Source organism: Anaerococcus sp. Marseille-P9784, assembly GCF_902500265.1.
Taxonomy (GTDB): Bacteria; Bacillota; Clostridia; order Tissierellales; family Peptoniphilaceae; genus Anaerococcus.
Map to the genome: position 1 here is coordinate 228,912 of NZ_CABVOZ010000002.1, position 22,206 is coordinate 251,117.

General features: G+C 31.4%; 17 protein-coding genes and 6 pseudogenes. All 23 read right to left on the minus strand.

The window, feature by feature from the left end; genetic code table 11:
- The 23 genes and pseudogenes from mobQ to GAN53_RS05080 all read right to left on the minus strand — a co-directional run bounded on the left by mobQ (position 1) and on the right by GAN53_RS05080 (position 21,907).
- Positions 1 to 1,653 carry a MobQ family relaxase gene (gene mobQ / locus GAN53_RS04970; protein WP_151409835.1) on the minus strand — a complete coding sequence of 551 codons (1,653 nt, stop codon included), beginning with the start codon at positions 1,651 to 1,653 and terminating at the stop codon, positions 1 to 3.
- Between the two features lie 246 nt (positions 1,654 to 1,899).
- The gene (locus GAN53_RS04975) at positions 1,900 to 2,229 is read right to left on the minus strand and encodes a DUF3847 domain-containing protein (RefSeq protein WP_019192822.1); all 330 of its coding nucleotides are present in this window, start codon (positions 2,227 to 2,229) and stop codon (positions 1,900 to 1,902) included.
- 84 nt (positions 2,230 to 2,313) lie between these two features.
- Positions 2,314 to 2,730 (minus strand): annotated as a pseudogene (locus GAN53_RS04980) (sigma-70 family RNA polymerase sigma factor).
- Positions 2,731 to 3,043: 313 nt separating this feature from the next.
- On the minus strand, positions 3,044 to 4,429 hold the full coding sequence (locus GAN53_RS04985; protein ID WP_151409836.1) for an ABC transporter ATP-binding protein: 1,386 nt from the start codon (positions 4,427 to 4,429) through the stop codon (positions 3,044 to 3,046).
- Positions 4,426 to 5,154: an energy-coupling factor transporter transmembrane component T gene (locus tag GAN53_RS04990; RefSeq protein ID WP_151409837.1), complete on the minus strand. Its 729-nt coding sequence runs from the start codon at positions 5,152 to 5,154 to the stop codon at positions 4,426 to 4,428. The genes GAN53_RS04985 and GAN53_RS04990 overlap by 4 nt, the downstream gene beginning before the upstream one ends.
- On the minus strand, positions 5,154 to 5,744 hold the full coding sequence (locus tag GAN53_RS04995) for an MptD family putative ECF transporter S component (protein WP_002840863.1): 591 nt from the start codon (positions 5,742 to 5,744) through the stop codon (positions 5,154 to 5,156). The genes GAN53_RS04990 and GAN53_RS04995 overlap by 1 nt, the downstream gene beginning before the upstream one ends.
- 25 nt (positions 5,745 to 5,769) lie before the next feature.
- Entirely contained in the window at positions 5,770 to 7,494 is a 1,725-nt protein-coding gene (locus GAN53_RS05000; RefSeq protein ID WP_151409838.1) for an ABC transporter ATP-binding protein, read from the minus strand.
- Positions 7,491 to 9,260: an ABC transporter ATP-binding protein gene (locus tag GAN53_RS05005; protein WP_151409839.1), complete on the minus strand. Its 1,770-nt coding sequence runs from the start codon at positions 9,258 to 9,260 to the stop codon at positions 7,491 to 7,493. The genes GAN53_RS05000 and GAN53_RS05005 overlap by 4 nt, the downstream gene beginning before the upstream one ends.
- A 107-nt stretch (positions 9,261 to 9,367) precedes the next feature.
- Positions 9,368 to 9,982 (minus strand): TetR/AcrR family transcriptional regulator, encoded by a 615-nt coding sequence (locus GAN53_RS05010; RefSeq protein ID WP_151409840.1) that lies wholly within the window; start codon positions 9,980 to 9,982, stop codon positions 9,368 to 9,370.
- Positions 9,983 to 10,047: 65 nt separating this feature from the next.
- Entirely contained in the window at positions 10,048 to 11,889 is a 1,842-nt protein-coding gene (locus tag GAN53_RS05015) for a recombinase family protein (protein WP_151409841.1), read from the minus strand.
- A gap of 96 nt (positions 11,890 to 11,985) precedes the next feature.
- A pseudogene (locus GAN53_RS05020) lies at positions 11,986 to 12,981 on the minus strand (type IV secretory system conjugative DNA transfer family protein); the annotation flags it as partial.
- Positions 12,974 to 13,708 (minus strand): phage antirepressor KilAC domain-containing protein, encoded by a 735-nt coding sequence (locus GAN53_RS05025; RefSeq protein WP_151409843.1) that lies wholly within the window; start codon positions 13,706 to 13,708, stop codon positions 12,974 to 12,976. The pseudogene GAN53_RS05020 and the gene GAN53_RS05025, both read right to left, overlap by 8 nt.
- Complete coding sequence (locus tag GAN53_RS05030; RefSeq protein WP_002840782.1) at positions 13,705 to 14,190, minus strand: PcfB family protein; 486 nt, start codon at positions 14,188 to 14,190, stop codon at positions 13,705 to 13,707. Before GAN53_RS05030 ends, GAN53_RS05025 begins: the two co-directional genes overlap by 4 nt.
- Complete coding sequence (locus tag GAN53_RS05035; RefSeq protein WP_151409844.1) at positions 14,183 to 15,010, minus strand: ATP-binding protein; 828 nt, start codon at positions 15,008 to 15,010, stop codon at positions 14,183 to 14,185. The genes GAN53_RS05030 and GAN53_RS05035 overlap by 8 nt, the downstream gene beginning before the upstream one ends.
- A complete protein-coding gene (locus GAN53_RS05040; RefSeq protein ID WP_151409845.1) occupies positions 15,007 to 15,780 on the minus strand; it encodes a replication initiator protein A in 774 nt (257 codons plus the stop codon). The genes GAN53_RS05035 and GAN53_RS05040 overlap by 4 nt, the downstream gene beginning before the upstream one ends.
- An 83-nt stretch (positions 15,781 to 15,863) precedes the next feature.
- The gene (locus GAN53_RS05045; protein WP_001267200.1) at positions 15,864 to 16,145 is read right to left on the minus strand and encodes a CD1845 family protein; all 282 of its coding nucleotides are present in this window, start codon (positions 16,143 to 16,145) and stop codon (positions 15,864 to 15,866) included.
- Positions 16,146 to 16,208: 63 nt separating this feature from the next.
- Positions 16,209 to 16,682: pseudogene (gene metG / locus GAN53_RS05050) on the minus strand (methionine--tRNA ligase subunit beta); the annotation flags it as partial.
- Between the two features lie 202 nt (positions 16,683 to 16,884).
- Positions 16,885 to 17,733 (minus strand): hypothetical protein, encoded by an 849-nt coding sequence (locus tag GAN53_RS05055; RefSeq protein ID WP_151409846.1) that lies wholly within the window; start codon positions 17,731 to 17,733, stop codon positions 16,885 to 16,887.
- A 527-nt stretch (positions 17,734 to 18,260) separates the two neighbouring features.
- Positions 18,261 to 18,722 carry an IS200/IS605 family transposase gene (gene tnpA / locus GAN53_RS05060; RefSeq protein WP_151409847.1) on the minus strand — a complete coding sequence of 154 codons (462 nt, stop codon included), beginning with the start codon at positions 18,720 to 18,722 and terminating at the stop codon, positions 18,261 to 18,263.
- A gap of 211 nt (positions 18,723 to 18,933) precedes the next feature.
- Positions 18,934 to 19,410, minus strand: a pseudogene (metG, locus tag GAN53_RS05065) (methionine--tRNA ligase subunit beta); the annotation flags it as partial.
- A gap of 144 nt (positions 19,411 to 19,554) precedes the next feature.
- Positions 19,555 to 20,789, minus strand: a pseudogene (locus GAN53_RS05070) (tyrosine-type recombinase/integrase).
- 79 nt (positions 20,790 to 20,868) lie between these two features.
- On the minus strand, positions 20,869 to 21,078 hold the full coding sequence (locus GAN53_RS05075; RefSeq protein WP_151409795.1) for an excisionase: 210 nt from the start codon (positions 21,076 to 21,078) through the stop codon (positions 20,869 to 20,871).
- Positions 21,079 to 21,498: 420 nt separating this feature from the next.
- Positions 21,499 to 21,907 (minus strand): annotated as a pseudogene (locus GAN53_RS05080) (sigma-70 family RNA polymerase sigma factor).
- Positions 21,908 to 22,206 lie beyond the last annotated feature (299 nt).

The following is a 22,206-nucleotide window of genomic DNA, read 5'->3' on the forward strand; positions in this document are numbered from 1 at the left end:
TTATCTTTCCTCCCCTTTATTTTTATAATTTTCTTTAGCCTTTTCCTTGGCTTTTTGTTTGTACTGCCCCTTTATTTCCTCTTGCTCTTGGAATTTTTTCAGTTGTGCAATTACACTTGGTTTATCTCCTCTCTTAATTGCCTTGTCTATCTCTATGGATAAATCTATTCCATACTCATCATTGACAATCTTTACTGCATATTTGATATGGTCTATCTGCTTAAATTCATCTTGTACTTTAGCTTTATTTTTGGTTAAGTCTTGTATCTGACTTTCAAGGCTTGATATTCCTTTCTGCCAATCACTCGACTTTATAGCTGATGTTCCAGTAAATTTTTCTATAGTCTTTCTTGCTTTTTTGTAATTTTCAATTTCATCTTTATGTGAATTGTAAAATTTATCTTTAAGAAAAGTTTTATCTTTATATTCCTGATATACCGCCTTATTTTCTTTGATGATGTCTGCACAAATAAAGCAACGATTTAAGTCTTTTATTCTTTGTGTTTTTTCTTGAATATCACCACTTATCTTTTTACTTTGTTTTGCAAGTTCAAAGACTTTTCCTTGTAAGTCTGCTATTGTTTGAAGATGATTATCTTTCAAATAGTAGATTGCTTTTACAAATCTCTTTAGGTCTACATTTCCCTTTTTTATCTGTCCATAGTAGGATAGATTTTTTATTTTTTCTCCCTGTATTTCGTTGTAGATAGAAATATATTCATAAAGGTTAAAGAGTTCTGCTTTGTTCTCCAGTTCATCTTTCTTGGTCTGTTTATACTCATCGTATTTTGCTTGCAGATTTCCAAGTAACCCATCTATCCATGAAGTGATCTCTTTTATCTTGTTCTTGATGGCTTTTACTAAGGAATTATGCTTTTTGATTTCTCTGTTGATGTTTCCTTTGTCGGTTTCTATTCCTTTTTTCTCTAAGGCACTTGCACTTGCTCCCATGTGAATGGTTGGGATTTCTTCTATCCCTTGTCTTTTGTAGGAGCGATGATCCACTCTCTTTTCCTGATGATTTTTTTCTAAATACTGATTACAAAGGCTTGCAAAATTCTTTCTCCATTTCTCTGCGTTGCCTTTATTGTTCCAGTCTGTCAGTTCTATTTTTCTTGTTTTATAGTTTCCGCTTTTTAGTTTTATCTTTTCTCCCTTTTCATCAAGTACATATTCTTTTTTGCTTTTTGCCTGCCACTCTCCTTTTTCATTGATTGGTCTGAGGGTAGTCATAATATGTGCATGGATATTGTTATTTTCTTCATCATTTCCATCATGAATAGCAAGGTCTGCTATCATTCCTTTTGATACAAAATTTTCCTGTATAAAGTCGGTAATGAGTTTCTTGTTTTCTTCAAAGGATAATTCTTTCGGTAAGGCGATAATGAAGTTTCTTGCAAGCTGTGCATTGCTTGCTTTTTCATTTAACTCTACTGAGTTCCATAAATAACTTCTGTCTTTAAATTCTTTTGGCACATGCTCCGGCAAGAAAATTTCTGAATGTAAAAGTCCCTTTTTATTATGGTAATCGTGAACTTCTCCGTCCCATTCATTTTTGATTTTCTCACAAGAGATATATGCTGCACTTACAACTGCCGATTTACTTTTTCCTCTGCTTATCATGGAAATATTAAAGTGAAATGTTTCTGCCATCTTCATAAGCTCCTTTCGTTTATTGTTTGTTTTCAGGTAAAGAAAAAAGCAGACAGGTTATTTTTTGTATCTTTTCCTATCTGCTTTATCCGTATATTTTTATTAAGTTTTGGATTTTCAAAGACTTGCTAAAATCCCTTAGATTTTCTAAGGGCGCAATTATACACCCTAAAGGGTGCTTTGCGTTCTGCGAAGCTTTTTGCCCTTGCAGGGAGCTTCTGAAAAAACTAAGTTTTTTTATTCTGTCTACTCGATGTCTGTTTTATCTTCCATATCTTTCCCATTTATCATTTCTTCATAGGCTTGTCTGTATTCTTCTGTGTGAGTAGAGATGTTTAACAGCTTTTCTATCTCCTCATTGGTAAATATTAGAGGATTTTTAATTACTCTTTCTACTATCAAGCCTCTTTGTATAAGCCTGTGATTTCTTCTTTTTCGTTCTTTTTCATTTGCAAGTTTTTCTAATTTCTTGCCTTGATTTTGTAATTGTTTCAGCTTTACATCGCACTTTTCTCTTTCTTCCTGAAGTTCAAAAATTTGTTCCTGTACTTCCTGTAATGTGTTTTCTTTCTTCATTTTTAATTCCTCCGTTTTGGTATCTGCTTGTTTCCATAAAGAAAGGTTAAGCACCTTTTTTTGACACTTAACCTTTCCAAGTTTTTAGATTTTATCTTCTAAAATTTTTTTCAGTTTTTCTAAAATCCTATCCCTCCTCCCACTGATTGCTTGATGTGTAACTTTCTCTCTTCTGCTGATTGACCTTAGACTTTCTTCTTTGTAGAAGATGGCTTCCATTAACTCTCTTTCTTCTTTTGTGAGAGTATTTAATGCTCTATGAAGTTCTTAAATTTGCATTTTTACTTCTACAATTTTTTCTAAGTCTATTTTTTCATCTATGATGTTATCTACAAAGTGTCCATCATGATCCAGTGCCGAAAATGGTATTACATTATGCTTCCAATCTTTTCTTTGGAGATACTTTTCATGCTCTGTTATCTTCCAGTAGGCTTTGTAGACTTCTTCGCTTACAGGTACAGCTTTTCCTTTGGCATAAAGGTAATATTCTTTCTTTGCCATTGTGTTATCCTCCTTTTTAAGTTCTCTGTTTTGCTTTTTGAGAATAAAAAAGGAGTACTTCTACACTTTGGCGTAAAATGTCCTCTCAGCTTAAAAACTAATGTTTTATATGGTTTTCTATTTTGTTGTTTCTGGTAAAGTATTATTGCTATGTGTAAGCAATTCCAAGAATAAAAAAGGATAATTATATCGTTCTGTGAAAACCGAAACTATAAGTTTTGACATAATTATCCCTCCATATAAAAATACCCTCCTTTTAAAATTGTCGTGTTCCCTTATCCTTTTTAATATTCAACTTAACTTTCTGCATCAATTACGAAAAATATATAACTTCATCACAGACTGCTTCTAAAAACTCAAAGTCATGAGAAATTATCAAAATCAGTTTCTTTTTTTCTTTGAATTTTTTTATATTTTCAGCGACTACTTTCATACTCGCATAATCCAACCCACTTGTCGGCTCATCAAAAAACAGTAGATTTTTATTTGAAAGTAGGGCGGCTAAAATAACCACTCTCTGCTTCTGCCCGCCTGATAAGGTATGAGGATTCTTTTGCTTTAACTTTTCAATTTGCATATCTTCCATATAGATGTTTATTTTATTGTCATCATCTATATCCGATGTCAAACTTATTTCATCATAAACTGTATCAGTAAATAACTGATTGTTTATTTCTTGCATAACTAATAGGCTGTTTCTAACTCTCTCTTTAGAGCATAGCTTCCTATTATTTTTACAAATTGTTCCTGAGGATTGTTTCCCAAGACCACAAACAATTCTCGCAAAAGTAGATTTTCCTATTCCGTTATTTCCAACTATGCCCACAATATTTCCGCTTTCAAATTTTAATCTGTCTACTTTAAAAACAGTTTGCTTATTTCTTTTGTACAGCAAGTCGTTTATTTCCAATTCAGGTACTTTTCGCAAAGAATTTGATTTTCTATTAAAGTTAGCACTACGCAATTCAGTATGTCTAAGTCCTGTTTTCAATCTTTCTTCTTCATCTAAATTTTGAATTTCTTCCATACTATATTCTCTGATGATTTTCCCATCCTCTAAATATATTGCTCTATCAACAATGTCTTTTAAATACCACAGCCTATGTTCTGCAATAATAATAGTTTTTCCTAAAGATTTAAGCTTTTTCATTGTAAGTGATAGTTCTTTCATTGACTTTATGTCTAAGCTTGAAGACGGTTCATCAAGAATAAATATCTCAGGGTTTAATGCATAAATACTTGCTATAGCAATCTTCTGCTTTTCTCCTCCGGAAAGATTGAATATATTTTTATTCATCAAGTTTTCAAGATGAAGCTCTTTTTCGACCTCTTTAATCCTTTTGTTAATTACTTCTCTTTCTATTCCGTAATTTTCTAAACCAAAAGCAATCTCATCTGTAGTGTTTGTTGTATAAAATTGTGTTTTAGGATTTTGAAAAACTGAACCTACATCCTTAGATAATTTATAAATTGGTGTAGTAAATGTATTCATACCGTTGACCATAACACTGCCTGAAATGTCCCCATCATAAAACTCAGGTATTATACCGTTCATAAGCTTTAATAGGGTCGACTTTCCGCAACCGCTCCTACCGCATAGAAGAATGCATTCCCCTTTTTTGATTTTCAAGTTTATATCTTTTAATGAGTAATTAGCTCCTCCTTTGTACTTAAAACTTAATTCTCTAATTTCAATCATAAGTCCCACCCTGACACTTTCATAAATATTACTATTGATAAAATTAAAATCATAAGAATTAGAACACCAATATCATTTTTTCTAAACTTAATTAGGTGTCTACTTGTTTTGTTAACAGGAGCATCAAGCCCCCTTATAATGGCTGATTGGGATAGCTCATCCCCGATTTCTATTACACTTACGAATAAGGGTACAAAAAAGTATTCCATTGTCGCAGCAGGTCTATGAAATAAATTATAAAGACTAACGCTAATCCCTCTTGTTTTCATCGCCATATTTATATGACTCCACTCATCTTTAATCGTAGGCAAACATCTAAATATTACAGAAATCATTATGAGCGAATCTTTTGAAAGTTTTAATTTTTGTAAAGTTGCCACTGCACTGGAAACAGATGTTGAATTTAAAATCCATTTACCCACGATAATACATGGCAGAAATTTTCTTCCAATTGCCAAGATAAATAAAATTAAATTCAAAAGAAAATTCATACTAAAATAGGCTAAAGATTTTTCCAATACTACACTTATTACAAAAAATAAAATATACCTTATAGCGGATTTTTTATAACCATCGCTAATAATAATGACAAGGAAAAATAATGTAATAAGGCTTTGATAGATCCAATCAAACCCTAAAAAAATTAAAATATTCGCACCTATAAGCAAGATAAGTTTTGTTCTGAGGTCATATTTTGACCCCAGAACAAACTTTGAATTTTCCATTATAAAACTCCTGCGGATTCCAACTTTTTATTTAATATTTTTTTTGTAAAATAAGAACCAATCAAAGAGAATATAAATGTTCCTATAATCATAACTGGTAACATCCATATTGGTGTCCATGCTCTTACTGTGTTACAAAAGCTTTGATCTAAGCCACCTTTTATTACACTTTCAAAAAATGCTTCTCTCATAACCCAAATTGGTAAGAATCCTCCAAATAAGTTTAGAGAAAAAAACATATGACTAATTGTATTTTTCTTAAAGTCTGTATAATTTCCACCTTTTGCTATGAACATGGCAATTATTCCGGCAGGCACTGCGACTAATGGTGCAATTGGAATATGCCCTGTTGCAACTAATAAAATACTTGGTAAGATAGCTGCGATTACAATAGCAGTGGCTGACTTTGTTTTTGCAAGAAGCATATGATAGGTTGGTGCAGCAAGTAGTGCTACAAGCATAGGCATTAGTAAAAACAAAACAGGGACAGGCATAGATATTACCCCAATAACTGCATATGTTACAAAGTAAAGTGCAATTAAAACACCGGCTGTAACTGCATTTTTTGATGATTTCTTTTGTGTTTTCATAAGTTTCCTCCTTTAAAATTGATTGTTACTGTACAATCTTCCATTCTTTAGACTTTTCTTGATAATTCCATAAGTCTTTATATAGTCCTTCATTTTTTATAAGTTCTTCATGCTTCCCAACTTCCTCTACCTTTCCTTTGTTTAAAACAACAATTTTATCAGCTCCCATTACGCTCCTTAATTTATGAGCTACAACCACAACTGTTTTATTTTTAATTAAATTTGATATTGCTTCCTGTATAATAAGTTCATTTTCAGGATCAAGTGAAGATGTTGCTTCATCAAGTAGTATTATTGGTGCATTTTTTAATATTGCTCTCGCTATTGATATTCTTTGTTTCTCACCTCCAGACAGAGTCGCTCCTCCTTGTCCAATCATAGTGTCAAATCCATCATCTTTTTTGACTATAAAGTCATAAGCTCCTGCCATTTTTGCAGCATTCATGATTTCATCTTTACTTGCATCTTCATTTCCAAATTTTATATTGTTATAAATTGTGTCTTTAAAAAGATACACATCTTGAAAAACAACAGAAAATTTATCCATTAATTTATCAGGGTCGGCTGTTAGCAAATCTACTCCACCAATTTTAATTGTCCCTTCATTAGGATCATAAAATCTGGAAATTAATTTAATTAGTGTAGATTTTCCAGAGCCAGAGTAACCAACAAAAGCAGTTAATTCATTTTCATTAATGTCTAATGAAACATTATCGATAACCTTAGATTCCTTGTAAGAAAATGAAACATCGTGGATTTCAATTTTGTTGCTTTCGTTTACATCGGAATTTCCTGACATAGGTTTAGCGTTAAGTAAGTTAATGATTCTCTCTCCTGAAACTGATGCCATTTGTAGACCTGTATAATTTACAAGTGCAAGCTCCAAGGGATCAAAAATCCTTGTGCCTACAAATAAGAACATTAAAAATGTATCAATTTCCAAAGATCCATTTATAAATAAATAGGAACCAACTAAACTCATCAAAGGAAGTCCTATTCTTAAAATCATACTTGCTATAGTAGTTAATGAACCAACCCCTTTCTCACTCTTAATATTTGCATTTCTTGAGTTATCTATATCTTCTTCAAGCTTTGTTAATGTATCATCTAAGCTGTTATAAGCTTTTAGAGTCTTAATAGCATCCAAATATTCGTTTATATCTTCTTCCTCTTTTATCCTCATTTTCTTTGTTTTCAAATAAATTTTTTTCTGAAAGTTTTGCATGAGTGTAAGAAGTAGAACAGAAATCGGCAATCCAATAAGTGTTGCTATTCCCATTTTTACATTAATTATCAAAAATAATATTGAGCAAAGAACCGCTACACATATGCCACTGAAAAATTGAGGTAATTGATGCGTTACTGCCGTTTCAACTTTGAAAAAATCATTCATTAATGTATCTAAGATCTCTGCTGAACTTTTTCCTGAAATATAACCTATCGGCAGTTTTCTTATGTGGTCTGCAAGCTCTATTCTTCCATCTGCACTTGTCTTGTATCCAAGTTCATAGGTATATTTTGTGGCTAAATTTTCCAATAAGAATGTTATTAAGAAAAATACTGCCATTATCCCAAAATACTTCCATAAAAGGCTCGTATCTATACTATCTGCACTTCTATTCAAAAATAGTGTTTCTACAATTTTCGCCAAAGCAATAAATGGTATAAGGTTGGAAATAGATGCCAAAACATTTAAAATAATTGATTTTCTTATATTATTCATCTTTCCTAATGTAATATTTCTTATCATTCATTCTCACTCCCTTCTATATCCATTTGCCAAATATTTGTCTTCTTATAAATATCAAAGAGTCGCTTATATATTCCATCTGCAAGGATTAAATCTTCATGCTTACCTCTTTCTGCAATTTTTCCATCAGATATTACTAAAATTTGATTTGCATTCTCTATGGTATTTAACCTATGAGCAATCATGACAACTGTCTTATCTTTAACCAATTCAGACAAAGCTTCCTGCATAAGATATTCATTTTCAGAATCAGCAAAACTTGTTGCCTCGTCTAATACTAATATTGGTGCGTCCTTTAAAATCGCTCTTGCTACAGCAATACGTTGTTTCTCTCCTCCAGATAAATAAGTCCCTTTACCCAAAACAGTGTCATACCCATCAGGAAGTTTTACAATAAAATCATGACATCTTGCTTTTTTACATGCTTTTATGACATCCTCTTTTGTAGAACCTGTCTTTGCCATAGCAACATTATTGAAGACTGTATCTGTGATAAGATCACTGTCTTGAAAAACGAATGCTATCCTCTCCATTAAGGCGTTCATCGGAATATTTTTTATATTAACTCCACCAATTTTAATAGAGCCTTCTGAAGGATCGTAAAATCTGGGTATTAGCGTTCCAATGGTAGATTTACCTGCTCCCGAATAGCCAACTAATGCTGTAACTTCTCCTTGTTTAGCACAGAAGCTTATATTCTTTAAAACCTCTTCATCTCCATAAGAAAAGCTTACATTCTCGAATTCAAGATTATGACCTTTTATCTCTTCCTCACTATCTTCGATTGCCAATTCTTTTTGATCTATAATTTCGTAGATTCTCAAAACAACTTCATTTAGTAAATTCATTCCTTCTGCAAAATCTCTAAGTTTTAATGCAGGTACGCTAATGGCAGGTGCAAGAATCAAATAGAAAATAAAAACTGTAGCAAAATCCAAGTTATTATTTCGTGACATTAAAAGTATTCCTACTGGAACTATGAATGTAGCAACAGATAAAATAAACATTCTAAATGAAACAAATCCCGGTCTTATCATTGATGTCATCGAACTTGTAAAGTCTCTATATTCTCCTACTGACTTTGAAAAAGTTTTAAATGATTTTGCTCCTGTTCCAAATATTTTCACTTCCGGCATACCTTTAACGTATTCAGTAGTTGCTGAATTAATTTGATCCAAAATCGCAAAGTTCTTCTCAAGTCCACCCGACTTTATAATCTTTGCCATGATTGCAATCTGAATTCCTAAACCAACAAATATAATTAACACAGTCGTAAGACCTAATATTAAATTTATCTTCAACATAACAATTATCATTGCTAAAATTAGTGCTAAAGTTGAAATTAAATTTGGTAATTGATGAGAAAAATATCCCTCAATTTGATTCATGTCCGATCCTAATACTTGCCTTATTTTTGACTTGTTGTCTCCGGTAAAAAAACCTAAAGGAAGATTCCCAATATGAAATAATATCTTCTTTTTTAAGTTAGCTATTAAAACATATGAAAACTTATGGCATAAAATACCGCCAATGTAAGTTAAGCAATATGACAATACCACTGCTGCAAGTCCATAGGTGCAGAACTGTATTGTACTTTGTTCTAATTTTCCATATAAAAATAGAGATTTTATGACTTTGTATATCACCAAAATTGGACAAATACTTAATAGCATACCAAGACTAACAAATAATATCCCTCCTACAAGTTGTCCTTTTTTTATTTCACTGTAGGAAATAATATCTTTGATTGATTTCTTCTTTTTCATCTAAAACATACCTCCTTACCGAACGAGTTCGTTCATTTGCCTTAAAACTAATACAAGGAAAACACCATTGATGTTTCCCTTGTAAAATACTTATATTTTATTTTTCTCTACTGAGGTCTTTGAAATAGTTCGCTTATTATTCCAAAGGCTTCACTTGAATTTGTTTTGTTTTCTCCCTTAATAATATAGTCATTATATATTGTTCCAACAGCTCCGTATAAAATAAAAGCTGCAAAACTTCTCACATTTTCTCTGTTTATTCCCATATTATTTTCTATTTTTTTATTTTCAATTCCTTCAATTATAAACCCTGAATAGACATCTATAAATTTTCCAATGTAATGAATCAATTCCCATAGCCTGTAAGAGTTATCTGTAATTGAATTCTCTTTTGAAAAATTATATCTTGTTGTAAATTGACTGATATCTTTTACTATAAGTTCTCTTAGAATTTTTATTCTTTCTTCGTAATCTATTTCCTTGTTTTGAAGGATACCTAACTTATTTTTTAATTTTTCATCAAAGTATGTTTCCATACACGCCAAGAAAATATCTTCTTTTGATTTGAAATAATAATAAAACATTCCCGGCGCTCCATTAACTTCTGCGAGAATATCTCTAACAGAAACTTTCTCATACCCATACTTTTCAAAAAGTCTGGATGCTATATTTATAAGTTCCTGTTTTCTTTCTTCTGGATCTTTTACATTTCTCTTTGCCAAAATCTCACCACCTATTGACCGACATTCGTTCTTTATTCATATGTTAGCATACTCTAACCGAAAAGTCAATCTAAAATCTTTCGTTGAAAATCACTTAATGGTACTCCTGCTCTTTTTAGAACCTTTAATTTCTCCTGTTTCTTCTGTTCTCTCCTTGCCTTATATTTATCTTCATACTCTTTCTGTTTTCCGCTTGCTTTTCGTTTCAGGTAATTTTGATGTAGCTTGTCTTTTCTTTCCTTGATTTTTCTTTCTTCTTCCTCAAGTTTTTGTTTTTCTTCTTCACTTAACTCCACCTGTGGCAGTTCATAATTTCCTATGAAATTAAAGTAAATTTCTATCTTTTGCTTTGATGTCTGACTTCCTTTTCTATCTCTTTCATGTACGATAATTTTTTCTACAAACTCATTTATCATTGTAGTTGTAAGTTCATCAAAGTTTTCATAACGACTGATAAGAGATATAAATTTTCTTGCTCTGTCTGTTTCTTTTTCATATTTTGAAACCTGCTGCTCCAAGTCCTTAATTTCTTTACTTAAAGCGACCTGTTCTGTTTCATATTGATTGTTTAGTATCTCATATCTGCTATTTGGTATTTTGTTAAGGATCATATCTTCGTAAATTCTGCACATAAGTCGTTCGAGTTCCTGAAGTCTGTTTTGGCTTTCCGTTAATCTTATCTTTTTCTTTTCTATCTCTATTTTTTCTTTTTCTTCCATTTCATTTTGAATAGAACGGATAAAGTCTTCATTATCTTCATCAAGGTATTTTTTAATGTCTTTCAGTGTTTCCCTAATAAGATTTAAAACTGCTTCTGCTTTTATTCTGTGTGCTGATGGACAAAGTGTTCCACAAGGTGTTTTGGTATAGGCACTGCAAGTGTAATAGGGTATATTTTTATAATTGCTTGTTCTATGAACATACATCTTGCTTCCACAATCTGCACAATACATAAGTCCTGTTAGTGGGTGATATTCGCCCCAACCATCAGGATACCTTTTTACATTTCCCCTTATCCTTTGCACATTGTCAAAGGTTTCTTGGTCTATAATTGGCTCGTGTGTGTTTTCAAAAATAAGCCAGTTATCCTCGGATACATATTTACTTTTCTTATCCTTGAAATGCTTTCTTGTTTTAAAGTTAACTGTATGCCCTAAGTATTCTTTTTTCTTTAAGATACTGGCAATTGTGGAACTACACCAACGATAAGGATATTCAAAGTTTTTGCTTTGATGTAATCCATATCCCATTTTTTGCTGATGATAAGCGGGTATATCTATCTTATCTGCTTCCAGTATCTTTGCTATTTTGTATGGTCCTGCTCCGTCCATTGTAAGATTAAATATTCGCCTTACTATCTCGGCTGCCTTTTCATCTACAATCCACTTATCTTTGTCTTTTTCATCTTTGATGTAGCCATAAGGTGGAGTGCTTGCCGTATGCTTTCCGCTTTCTCCTTTTGATCTAAATGTAGATTGTATTTTTCTTGAAGTATCTCTTGCATACCATTCATTCATAATATTTCTAAAAGGGGTAAAATCATCTTCTCTGTAAAAGCTATCTACATTGTCATTGATGGCTATTAGCCTTACTCCCTTCTGTCTTAGTATTTCCATACATTGACCGACTTTGAGATAATCTCTGCCAAGTCTGCTCATATCTTTTACGATGATACAACCGATATTTCCTTGATTGACTCCGTTCATCATTGCCATAAATCCCGGTCTGTCAAACTGTGTTCCGCTGATTCCGTCATCTGTAAAGTGAATGATGTTTGACAAATTATTTTTGCTTGCGTATTCTTCCAATATTTTTTTCTGATTGATGATAGAGTTACTTTCTCCTTGCAGTTCATCATCACGACTTAATCTCTCATAGAGTGCTGTTATCTTTTCAAAATTCCTCATTTTTACCCCCTTTCTCTTAATTTTTCAATAAAAAAAGAATTAAGAAGTACATATTTCACTAAAATAGTGATTAAGTGTTCTCCTTAATTCTATTACTCCTGCTGCCAGCTTATATTTCTTATATTGCTTAACTGCAAAATGACTTGGATCTTTCTTTTCAAGAGCTTCGAATAGCCTATCAATTGGGTTCATATAGGTTTCGTCATCTTCTCTGACTTCACTTGCGTCAATCATATCTAAAAGTGTCTTAAAGTTCTTTTCTTCTTCAGGTGCTTCATAATAGATATAACCGATGAGAGCAGTGTAATATAGCTTTTCAGCCTTTACCCAGAAATCTTCTCCTGCCTTTTCTCCATCTCCCTTGGTGTTAGCAATAATTGTTTGGACAAGTTTTAAAATATCTTTTTCACTTCTCAAATATGCAAAGGGATTGTATTTCATAGATTTTTTAAAGTTTATTGTGTTTAATATCTTTATGTCGTATCCATTTTCATAAAGCATTTTCCCGCACTCTAACACAAGTGTCCCTTTAGGGTCTGTTACTACATAGGAAGAGTGCATTTGCATTAGATTTGGCTTTACATAAAATCTTGTCTTACCTGATCCAGAACCACCTATTACTAATACATTTTTATTTCTAGCGTATTTAGGATTTTTAGGTCTTGAGTTCATTGTTAGTCTTTCGGTATTAGTTATTAGTACATTGTTTTCAAACTTAGGATCAATATATGGAGCAATATCCTTACTTTCTCCCCATCTTGCAGATCCATACTCTTTACCTTGCCTATATTTCTTTTTATTTTTTCCTTTACTATAAACTATTAACTTAACAAGACCAGCAACTGAAATACCTACTAACATGTCCCTTGGATTAAGGCTTGGTATATAAGATAAAGTTCCTATATCAGAAATTCCCACCATTAATCTATCAATAATATCTCCTCCTACATAAGAATTAATGTGCTTAGAAAAGATATTTCCAATGTAGCAAAATGATAAATAGGGAATATTTGCTAATATAAATTTCTTTGGGTTGTCTATTTTAATTAAGTTTTTAATATCAGAAAGAATGGCTTCTAATACCTTATTCATCGTAGAAACCTTCGCTATCTAATAAAATTAGTAGATAGTGTCTTCCCTTTGGTGTTATAAATGTTTGTATTCCTACAAGTGTACCTAGTGGATCAACCCATTCTTTAACTTCAAAATATCCCTTGTTCTTATCTGCATAAGGTAAGAGTTTCTTTTTCTTATCTCTATAAATTAATCCCTTATCCATTAGAAAACTTATAAATTGATTTTGTGGTATTCCTAACTCTTTGGCAGTATTTCTAAAGTTTGTAAGTAGGTTATAATCTACTAATTTGTCATAATAATCTGCCTTTGGTCTTAATTCGTCAATCTCTTCTTCTCTTTCGGCAATAATTCTATTGGCTACAAGAATTGCATCTGCAAGTAGCTCTTCGTTAGTTTTCTTTTCTTGACCAACTATATATCCTCCATTCTTTCTAATACTTGGTAAGACTTCTCTAGTTACCCAAGCTTTGAATATTTTTGCTTGTGATAGTTTTGATGAAAGGATAAGTGAATACAATCCTGATTCGTTAATTATTGAAATATTCTGTATTCCTCCAGGGGTGTTCCATTTCGTTACACCCTTGTCTTCTTCATCTACATGGTCATAAATAGCTTTTCTCGGATTGACATATCCCAACATAGTTGCTACTTCATTTGCTATAAAGAAAAACTCACCATCTTTTTCTATAACAGTGAGTTTCCCAAAATTCTTATTTTCAAATGTTTTTAAATTACTTATCATAAGCTTTGCTCCTTATGTTTATTTTTAACTTTATCTTTAGTAATGGTATCCTTAGCCATATCTTTAAACTTATTTATTGTCTTCGTTATTGAATCTTTTCTATCAGCCTTTCTTTCAGAAGCCTTAACTGCTTTTTTAAAGGCGTGTTCCATTACTTTTATATCCTTAGATTGAAAAAACACAGAGTGGTTACCAGTTTCTTTATCTTTCATAACAGAAAACTTCACTCCGTGTTTATTTAAAATTTTCTTTAGTTCTTTTAACTCAGGATCTTTTAGATTAATTTCTTCTAACTGTCCCTTTTTAACCATATCTTTTAGTTTTACTTCTTCTCCGTTATTTTTTATTACATTTTTTAAGCCTCCTTGTTCTTCTATTTGCTTGTGTACTTTCTTTAAGGCATCAAGAATTGCTTTACTTGTTGCTTTTGCAAGTCTTACTTCAAGATTAAGACTTGACCTTGATACTTCTTCATTAATCATCTATTTCACCTCCATATAAAAGTAACTCTTTGTATTTTCTTAACTTCTCTTGATGGATTTTTCTTCTAAAATCTTCTCCCGTAACTTTAACTGGTATTGTCATTTCAAGTATTCTTGAATATATTCTCTGATACTCAAGGTCAATGTTTGGATTTTGAATAATTTCCAATGATAAGTTTGTAGTAAAAATTGTCGGCCTACCCTTTAAGTATCTTGAGTTTATAATGTTATATACTTGTTCTCTTGCATAAGATGTATCCCTTTCAATTCCAAGGTCGTCTAATATTAACAACGGAATATTAGAGAGGTTATTGATAATTTCATTTGAATCTAGCTTAAATGCTGATTTTTGTATTTGGTTTATAACCTGAGATAAATTCATAATCTTAACTTTAACTTGCTTTCTTTCGATTAATTCATTTGCAATTGAACAAGCAAGATAAGTCTTCCCACTACCAACATCTCCATAAAATAAAAGTCCAACATTATCTTTTTTCATTTGTTCAAAGCTTTTGGCATAATTATAGGCAACCTTATAGGCTTGACCTTTTTCATTTAAGAATTTCTCAAAAGTATACTGGTGTTGGAGTGGCGATGAGAAACAATCTCTTTTCAATAACGATATTTTCATTAGTCTTTCTCTTTCTTCATTTTCCTTATCTCTTTTTATTTCACATTCACATTTAATTCTGGGAATAAACTTTGTGAATCCAAGGTTAAGTAATTCTCCATCGACTCTTTTACCACATAACTTACAATAAATATGTCCATTCCTTTCAACATCATTTTCTCTTAATACAAAATCTTTTAAGCCTTTCATAAACTCTCTCCTATATCGTAATTCATTTTTCTTGTTGAATTGTCGTTAATGTTTTTTGCCTGATCATTAAGATACCAATTGATTATCGTTGCCTTGTGATCTTGATACTCTCTGTTATTTGCTTTCATGTAAGACGAGAGCCTATCAATGTAGTCACTAATTCTGTTTCCCAACTCATTTGTTAAGTCCTTATATTCTTCATCAGTCAAAAATATGTTTTTATATATTCCATAAGGTTTTTGCCCTTTACTAAAATCATTCTTTCTTAACTCATTATTTCTAATATTGTTATAGTTACCTTCCGATTTTCGAAAATCTTGACTTTCGATATTCGAATCTCTTGAATTTCGATTATCGAACTTCTGGAATTTTGTTTTTCGAACTTCTTGATTTTTTAATTCCATATTATTAAATATGCTCATAAAGTCTTTAACATATATTCTATTAGGCTTTCCCAGTCCTTGTCTTTTCTTTTCAATCAGTCCTATTCCTGATTTAATATCAAGTTCAGCTATTAATTTATTTGCTTTTTCACTTGCACAATTAAATTGCTCTTTTATGCTTTCAATTGTGTAGTAAATAAAGACTTTTTCATCTTCATCTATCCAGCCATTTTTATATGAAAGACCCATTCGATTAAGCATATATGAATACAAAACTTTTGCTTCTATAGAAATGCTCTTAAAAATCTCATCTTCCATTAATACCATAGGTAACCTAATGAAGTTATACATCTCAGATTGCCTATTATAAAAATAATCAAAATTCATTCCTACCTCCTCTCTTTAAAATAAAAAAAGACGACAGAATTATTGCTTTCTATCGTCTACGGTTGTCTTATATTTATTTTTCTTCAAATTGATTTTATTGTATAGTTTAATAATTCTAATAATCCAATAACATATATACCTAATTTAGGTAATCCAAATGGACTAAATAAAAATGCTAATATTAGTGCTTCAATTACAATTTGCTTGTCTCCTTGAAAAATGCTAGCTATTCCAATTATAAAAATCAAAGTAGAAACTACGCTTAACAACGCAGTACTCAAACTTAATATGAAGGTTAAAAAAGCTATGAGCAAACTCAACACTAATCTTATCGGTAATAAAATTATTCTAATTATCCATCTCATACATACTCCTAAAAATTAAACTGGGATTCATAACAAACCCCAGTTTCATAATTAGCGTGTCCTTTAATATAATTTTGATCCTGCTGGAATATTATCATCCAGCATTATTAAGTTAAGTTTTTCTTCACCGTCATACTCACAAATTGCAGATATAATCATACCTTCTGAGTCGATTCCCATCATCTTACGAGGAGGAAGATTACAAATTGCAAGTAGTGTCTTTCCAATTAAGCTCTCTGCGCTGTAATATTCCTTAATACCAGATAAAATAACTCTTTCTTTTTCAGAACCATCATCTAATGTAAATTTCAAAAGTTTTTTTGACTTAGGAACTTCTTCGCAGTTTTTAACCTTTACAACTCTAAAATCAGATTTTGAGAAAGTTTCAAAGTCTACCATATCTTCAAATAATGGTTCAACTTTCACTTTTGAAAGGTCAATTTCTTCTGTCGTAAGTTTGTCGTAAGTTTCGTAAGTTTCTTTTGATGAATCCCTATTTTCTGCCTTTTCTAAGCCTATTGGCTTCATTGTTGGGAATTGTTGTAACTCCATTTTGACAAATTATATCATCCGGATCGGCCATCTGAAGTACCTCTTCAAGAGATATCTAAAATGATGAGCTTTGCAGTTCGGTATTTAATTCTGACGCAAATGAAGTTGTAGAAAATGTAAGCAGCAATGTTAAAGCTGTTAAGAATGATAAAATCTTCTTCATATGATATATTCCTCTTTCTAAGTTTTACTCATTTATTTTTTTCTTTTTTAAATAAAACATATAAGCTACAATCACTAACGTCAAAACTACACTAAATGCTATCATAATATAGTTTATATCTGTTTCTATATTTGCAGCTTCTCCAGCTATATTCGGATCTGCATCTGGTAAATCATTAGCAATTTCTTTTATTTGTTTATAACTATAAATATAAGAATTGTTTTTTGTACTATAATTGATTAAGTCCTTCTCCTTAGTTAACGTAGAAAGAGGAACAATACTTTCTATTATTCCATCCTCGTTAGGAATAAGTGCGACAACATCTTCAAAAATTGGTAAGCTACCAACTAACATTGTGTCTTCTGGAATTACTCCAATCAAACTTTTTAGTTTCTTTTCATAGTCAAAATTCAAATTTCCGTTTTCATAAAAATGAACACTGGAAACAATCCATTTTCCAACATTATCTAAAACCTCTTGCTGTTCTTCTAAAGAAAGAACCTTTTTAGAGTTTTCACTTAAAGGTAAACCTTTTTGAAGGTTGACCACTATAGTGCCATCAGATACATCAATTGGCAACAAATAAATATAATTTCCAGTTTCAAGAGTTTCCTTGATTTTATCTGCTTTATTTGTGGATAATTTAAATATATTTGTATCCACGTACACTTTATATGCTTTACTATAATCAATGTCTTCTGCCGTAACTTTTATATCTCTATTTTCATATGTTTCATTCACAACCGTAACAATTTCATCTGAAATATCCATAACTTCATTTTCCACATTACTGGATAAATCCGATGCAAATGCACTAATGGAAAATGCAAACACAATCAATAAAGTTGATAAAAAAACAAACATTCTTTTCATGTTTACTACCTCCTATCTCATATTGATTACTAAGCTTTTTATTAACTATTTTCTTAAAACAGTTCTTTCGTAACAACGTGTTCCAAATGTTCCAGTTGTACCATTTACCAAACCAGTATATGAGAAATATTGTTCGTCAATATTAGGCGATGGATCTAAGATATAAATGTAGTTCGTGGAACCCGTCTTATACCCACTAGCAACAATGACATGACTTATTGAACCATTTTGACCTTGTAGCCAAATAACAAAAGGGTTGCTATTATCAATTTCCGTTTTTCTATATAATACCCTATTTTCTGAGAATAATAACTACATTACACATTTTATAGTCTATTCTTTTCCTATTGATTTTATTATATAGTTTAATAATTCTATTATTGCAACAATCAAAACTACCAGCTAAGCTGGTAGTTTGCACAGCGCCTATAAGGCGCGAATACCGGCGCACCCCTATTGGGGCTTCGAGTATTTCATCACATGCACCACTATCCCAACTGCTGCTGAAGCAGTTTTTTTATTTGTTTTTATTTGACTTCCTCTCCCGTAAACGGGTCGTAGTATTCCTTTATACTTATTTGGTCAGTGTAATAGTCTTCTTTTAATTGATTTTGTATATATTCTTTTATTTTCTTTTCATTTCTTCCCACTGTATCTACATAATATCCTCTACACCAAAAGTGTCTGTTTCCATATTTATATTTTAAGTTTGCATGTCTATCGTATATTATCAGCGAACTTTTTCCTTTTAAATATCCCATTATTTCTGGTACACTATATTTCGGTGGTATTTCTACCAGCATATGGACATGATCTGGACATAGCTCTGCTTCTATTATATTTATTCCTTTTCTTGAACATAATTCTCGAAGTATGTTTCCTATATCTTTTCTTAGTTGTCTATATATTAATTGTCTTCTGTATTTTGGTGCAAAGACTATATGATATTTGCATCTCCAGCTTGTATGTGATAAAGTATTTTTATCCATGAGTGCCTCCTTACTTAATTGTGCATGTGACTATCACAATTATACTTTAAGGGGGCTTTCTTGGCGCTTGAAGCTAAAGCTAAATCCCTCCACCTGCATAGCAGGTGGTTTTTTGTTTCGCTCTCTTTCGTTCGCTCAACTCACTAAAGTGAAACAATAAAAATTAAACTGGGATTCATAACAAATCCCAGTTTTATAATTAGCGTGTTCTTTAATATAATTTTGATCCTGCTGGAATATTATCATCCAACATTATTAAGTTTAGTTTTTCTTCTCCGTCGTACTCACAAATTGCAGATATAATCATACCTTCTGAGTCGATTCCCATCATCTTACGTGGAGGAAGATTACAAATCGCAAGTAGTGTCTTTCCAATTAAGCTCTCTGCGCTGTAATATTCCTTAATACCAGATAAAATAACTCTTTCTTTTTCAGAACCATCATCTAATGTAAATTTCAATAGTTTTTTTGACTTTGGAACTTCTTCGCAATTTTTAACTTTTATAACTCTAAAATCAGATTTTGAGAATGTATCAAAATCAACCATATCTTCAAATAATGGTTCAACTTTGATTTTTGAAAGATCTAGATTTATTGATTTCCCACTTTCTTGATTTGTATTTTCATTAGAATCTTGACCAGAATTTTCAGTTTTTTCTTTGCCAACTGGCTTCATTGTTGGGAAAATCCCCTCTACCTTAGATAATTGTCTAAATCTCTATAAAAGTCTATTTTTTGGTACTTCTACATTTACGACAATTTGCTAACTCTCTATAAGTGCCCATAGATTTCTAGCAAATTGTCGTAAATTTGTCGTAAGCTGTCGTAAATTCTAAAATATAAATTTCATTGCTTTTTCAAATTCCCCCATCTGTTCTATCTTAAAATCTTCTGTTGCATCTACATATATATCCATTGTTGTACTAATATCAGAATGACCTAGAATAGACTGCATTGCTTTTGTATTTATATTTTGTTCATTAAGCCTTGTAGCAAAGGTGTGTCTAAAAATGTGATTGCTTAAATGTGGAACTAATAGAATATCATTAGAGTTCGATTTATTTTATCCATTATACTTAAATTGCAATCTCTAACAATTCTTCTTGAAGCTTTATTAAGTGTTCCATTATTGTGAACCTTTCCGAATCTATTTAAAAATACAAAGTCTTTAAATCCATCGATTGAATCACAACATTCGATTCCAAAAGTCTTTTGTAACTCTCTTTCCATAAGAAAAGCATCTTTTACTTTTTGAACCATAGGAATACTTCGCTTACCTGATGCTGTCTTCGGTGTATTAATAGCATATCTATTGTTTAATCCTTTACCTTTACTATAATATACCAAAGTCCTATTTACATTTATAAGACCATTATCAAAATCTAGATCGTCCCATTGCAATCCTGTAACTTCTCCAACTCTCATACCTGTCCAAAGCATAACAATGAATATTGGATACCATTTTTTATATTCATCACTATTAGATAAATATTCTTCAAATAGCATCTGTTCTTCTATTGTCATGGCTTTTTTCTTCGGAGATTCATTTCGATAAGCTACTTTCAGTTCCTTTAAAGCATTATCAGACGGATTAAACCTTATATATTCGTCATCCACTGCTAATTCTAAAACCTTATGTAAGACAGTATGAACACAATCTATGGTAGAAACCATCAATCCTTGATCTTCCTTTAATCTGTTATAAAAACTTCTAACATCAGATCTTTTAATATCAGATAGTTTAATGCAACCAAAAGTCGGTTCGACAAATTGTTGATACATATAGATGTAATTTTTAAAGGTATTATCTTGTAAACCTCTTTTTACCTTTGTCCATAGCTTAAAAGTATCATTTACAGATAAGCTACTTCCTTCATTGTTGATTCCATCTATAGTATTGCGTAAAATATCTAATTCCTTTTCTCTTAATTCTTTTAGAGTTTTCGCATAGATAGATTTTCTACGACCTATTTTGTCTTGCCACTTAAATTCATAAGTGCCATTTGACCTTTGATATTCACCGTCTTTTAAAACACCCTCTTTACTATCTTTGCATCTTCTTACCATAAAAATTCACCTTTTTTGATAAAAGAACACGCTATAATTATTATGCCACATTATGCGTGCTCTTTATTCAATTTCATCTCTAAATAGAAAATTGTCTATTTAAATACTCTTCCATTAACTTTTTCTTAATAAGACGTTTACTTCCATTAAATAATACAGATTTGCAATCATCTTCATCAGTTAATTGTCTAACTTTATCTTGACCAATATTGAAATATTCAGATGCTTCTTTTAATGTTAGAAATGCTTTTTCACAAATACGAACTCCTTTTATATTTTCATTAATCATAAATCCTCCAAATAGTATTTTAAAAATATTAATTTTAAAGTTTTTTGACATTGACAAGTGCCTTGGATTAGCAACATAGGAATCTCACCTCCGCCTCTATTCCGGATGAGCCGGCTTCAACCTTAGAAGTATCATTATCCTCATTTTCTTCATAGCGGATAGGGTATCCCTCCCTATATTCAAACTCTTACTTATCGCTCCATTTCTTCTTCCCTTTTTTTGCTTAGCAGTACTTATTTTGCCGAATTATTCAGCAGAAAGATCTTGGCGGCTAGGTTATTACGCTCCAAAAATGATTAATGTCTTGTCTTGGTCTATTTAATTGTTATGGTTCAAATATTGTTTTGTTTTAAAAATAGAAAGAGGACAAAACTCCCCTCACTTTATAAAGGAAAATTTGCCCTCTTTGGTAACCAGAAACTATCTTTCTTCTTTAAATTTCTTTAGTTTTTCTAAAATCTTATCTCGCCTTTTTATTAAAGCAGGATGTGATATATTTTGAGTCTTTGCTACTGCACGAAGTGTCTCATCTTTGAAATATAATCTTTCAATGATTTCCCGTTCATCCTTATTTAACTTTGACATAGCATTTCTTAGTGCTTCAATCATCATTTGTGTAGCTACAACTTTTTCTACATCAATATTTTTATCTTCTAAATTATCTTCAAAATTCCCATCATGATTTAGGGACGAAAAAAGAGCAAGTGGTTTTTTTGTCCACCTGCTCTAAATATTTTTCGTGTTCTTTTTCTCGCCAGTAGACTTTATATATCTGCTCGCTGACTTTAACCCTTTGTCCGTTGACATAAAGGTAATACTCTTTTGCCATAAAGTTTCCTCCATTTCTTTTTTGTCTATTTGTTATTCAGACAAAAAAGGAGGACTCCTGCATCTTGGCATAAGAAGTCCTCTGAAATGAAAGAAATCCGTTCTTTCTTTTACTATATTTAATTGTTTAGACGAGAATATATAAAGACAGACAACTACAAGAATTATAGAAAAAAGGAGTATTTTTATTCCATTTCAATTCTACAAGGTAACTTATACACTTGTTCATCTCCCTTTCCCTCCGTTCATTATAGATAAATATAAGCATCATAAGTACTCCATAAATAAGTGGATAAAGAC

Bases quoted from the DNA above. Each gene is read 5' to 3' on its own strand.
- mobQ (WP_151409835.1), bottom strand. From the start codon at position 1,653: ATGGCAGAAACATTTCACTTTAATATTTCCATGATAAGCAGAGGAAAA.
- GAN53_RS04975 (WP_019192822.1), bottom strand. From the start codon at position 2,229: ATGAAGAAAGAAAACACATTACAGGAAGTACAGGAACAAATTTTTGAA.
- GAN53_RS04985 (WP_151409836.1), bottom strand. From the start codon at position 4,429: ATGATTGAAATTAGAGAATTAAGTTTTAAGTACAAAGGAGGAGCTAAT.
- GAN53_RS04990 (WP_151409837.1), bottom strand. From the start codon at position 5,154: ATGGAAAATTCAAAGTTTGTTCTGGGGTCAAAATATGACCTCAGAACA.
- GAN53_RS04995 (WP_002840863.1), bottom strand. From the start codon at position 5,744: ATGAAAACACAAAAGAAATCATCAAAAAATGCAGTTACAGCCGGTGTT.
- GAN53_RS05000 (WP_151409838.1), bottom strand. From the start codon at position 7,494: ATGATAAGAAATATTACATTAGGAAAGATGAATAATATAAGAAAATCA.
- GAN53_RS05005 (WP_151409839.1), bottom strand. From the start codon at position 9,260: ATGAAAAAGAAGAAATCAATCAAAGATATTATTTCCTACAGTGAAATA.
- GAN53_RS05015 (WP_151409841.1), bottom strand. From the start codon at position 11,889: ATGAGGAATTTTGAAAAGATAACAGCACTCTATGAGAGATTAAGTCGT.
- GAN53_RS05025 (WP_151409843.1), bottom strand. From the start codon at position 13,708: ATGATAAGTAATTTAAAAACATTTGAAAATAAGAATTTTGGGAAACTC.
- GAN53_RS05030 (WP_002840782.1), bottom strand. From the start codon at position 14,190: ATGATTAATGAAGAAGTATCAAGGTCAAGTCTTAATCTTGAAGTAAGA.
- GAN53_RS05035 (WP_151409844.1), bottom strand. From the start codon at position 15,010: ATGAAAGGCTTAAAAGATTTTGTATTAAGAGAAAATGATGTTGAAAGG.
- GAN53_RS05040 (WP_151409845.1), bottom strand. From the start codon at position 15,780: ATGAATTTTGATTATTTTTATAATAGGCAATCTGAGATGTATAACTTC.
- GAN53_RS05045 (WP_001267200.1), bottom strand. From the start codon at position 16,145: ATGAGATGGATAATTAGAATAATTTTATTACCGATAAGATTAGTGTTG.
- GAN53_RS05055 (WP_151409846.1), bottom strand. From the start codon at position 17,733: ATGAAAAGAATGTTTGTTTTTTTATCAACTTTATTGATTGTGTTTGCA.
- tnpA (WP_151409847.1), bottom strand. From the start codon at position 18,722: ATGGATAAAAATACTTTATCACATACAAGCTGGAGATGCAAATATCAT.
- GAN53_RS05075 (WP_151409795.1), bottom strand. From the start codon at position 21,078: ATGATTAATGAAAATATAAAAGGAGTTCGTATTTGTGAAAAAGCATTT.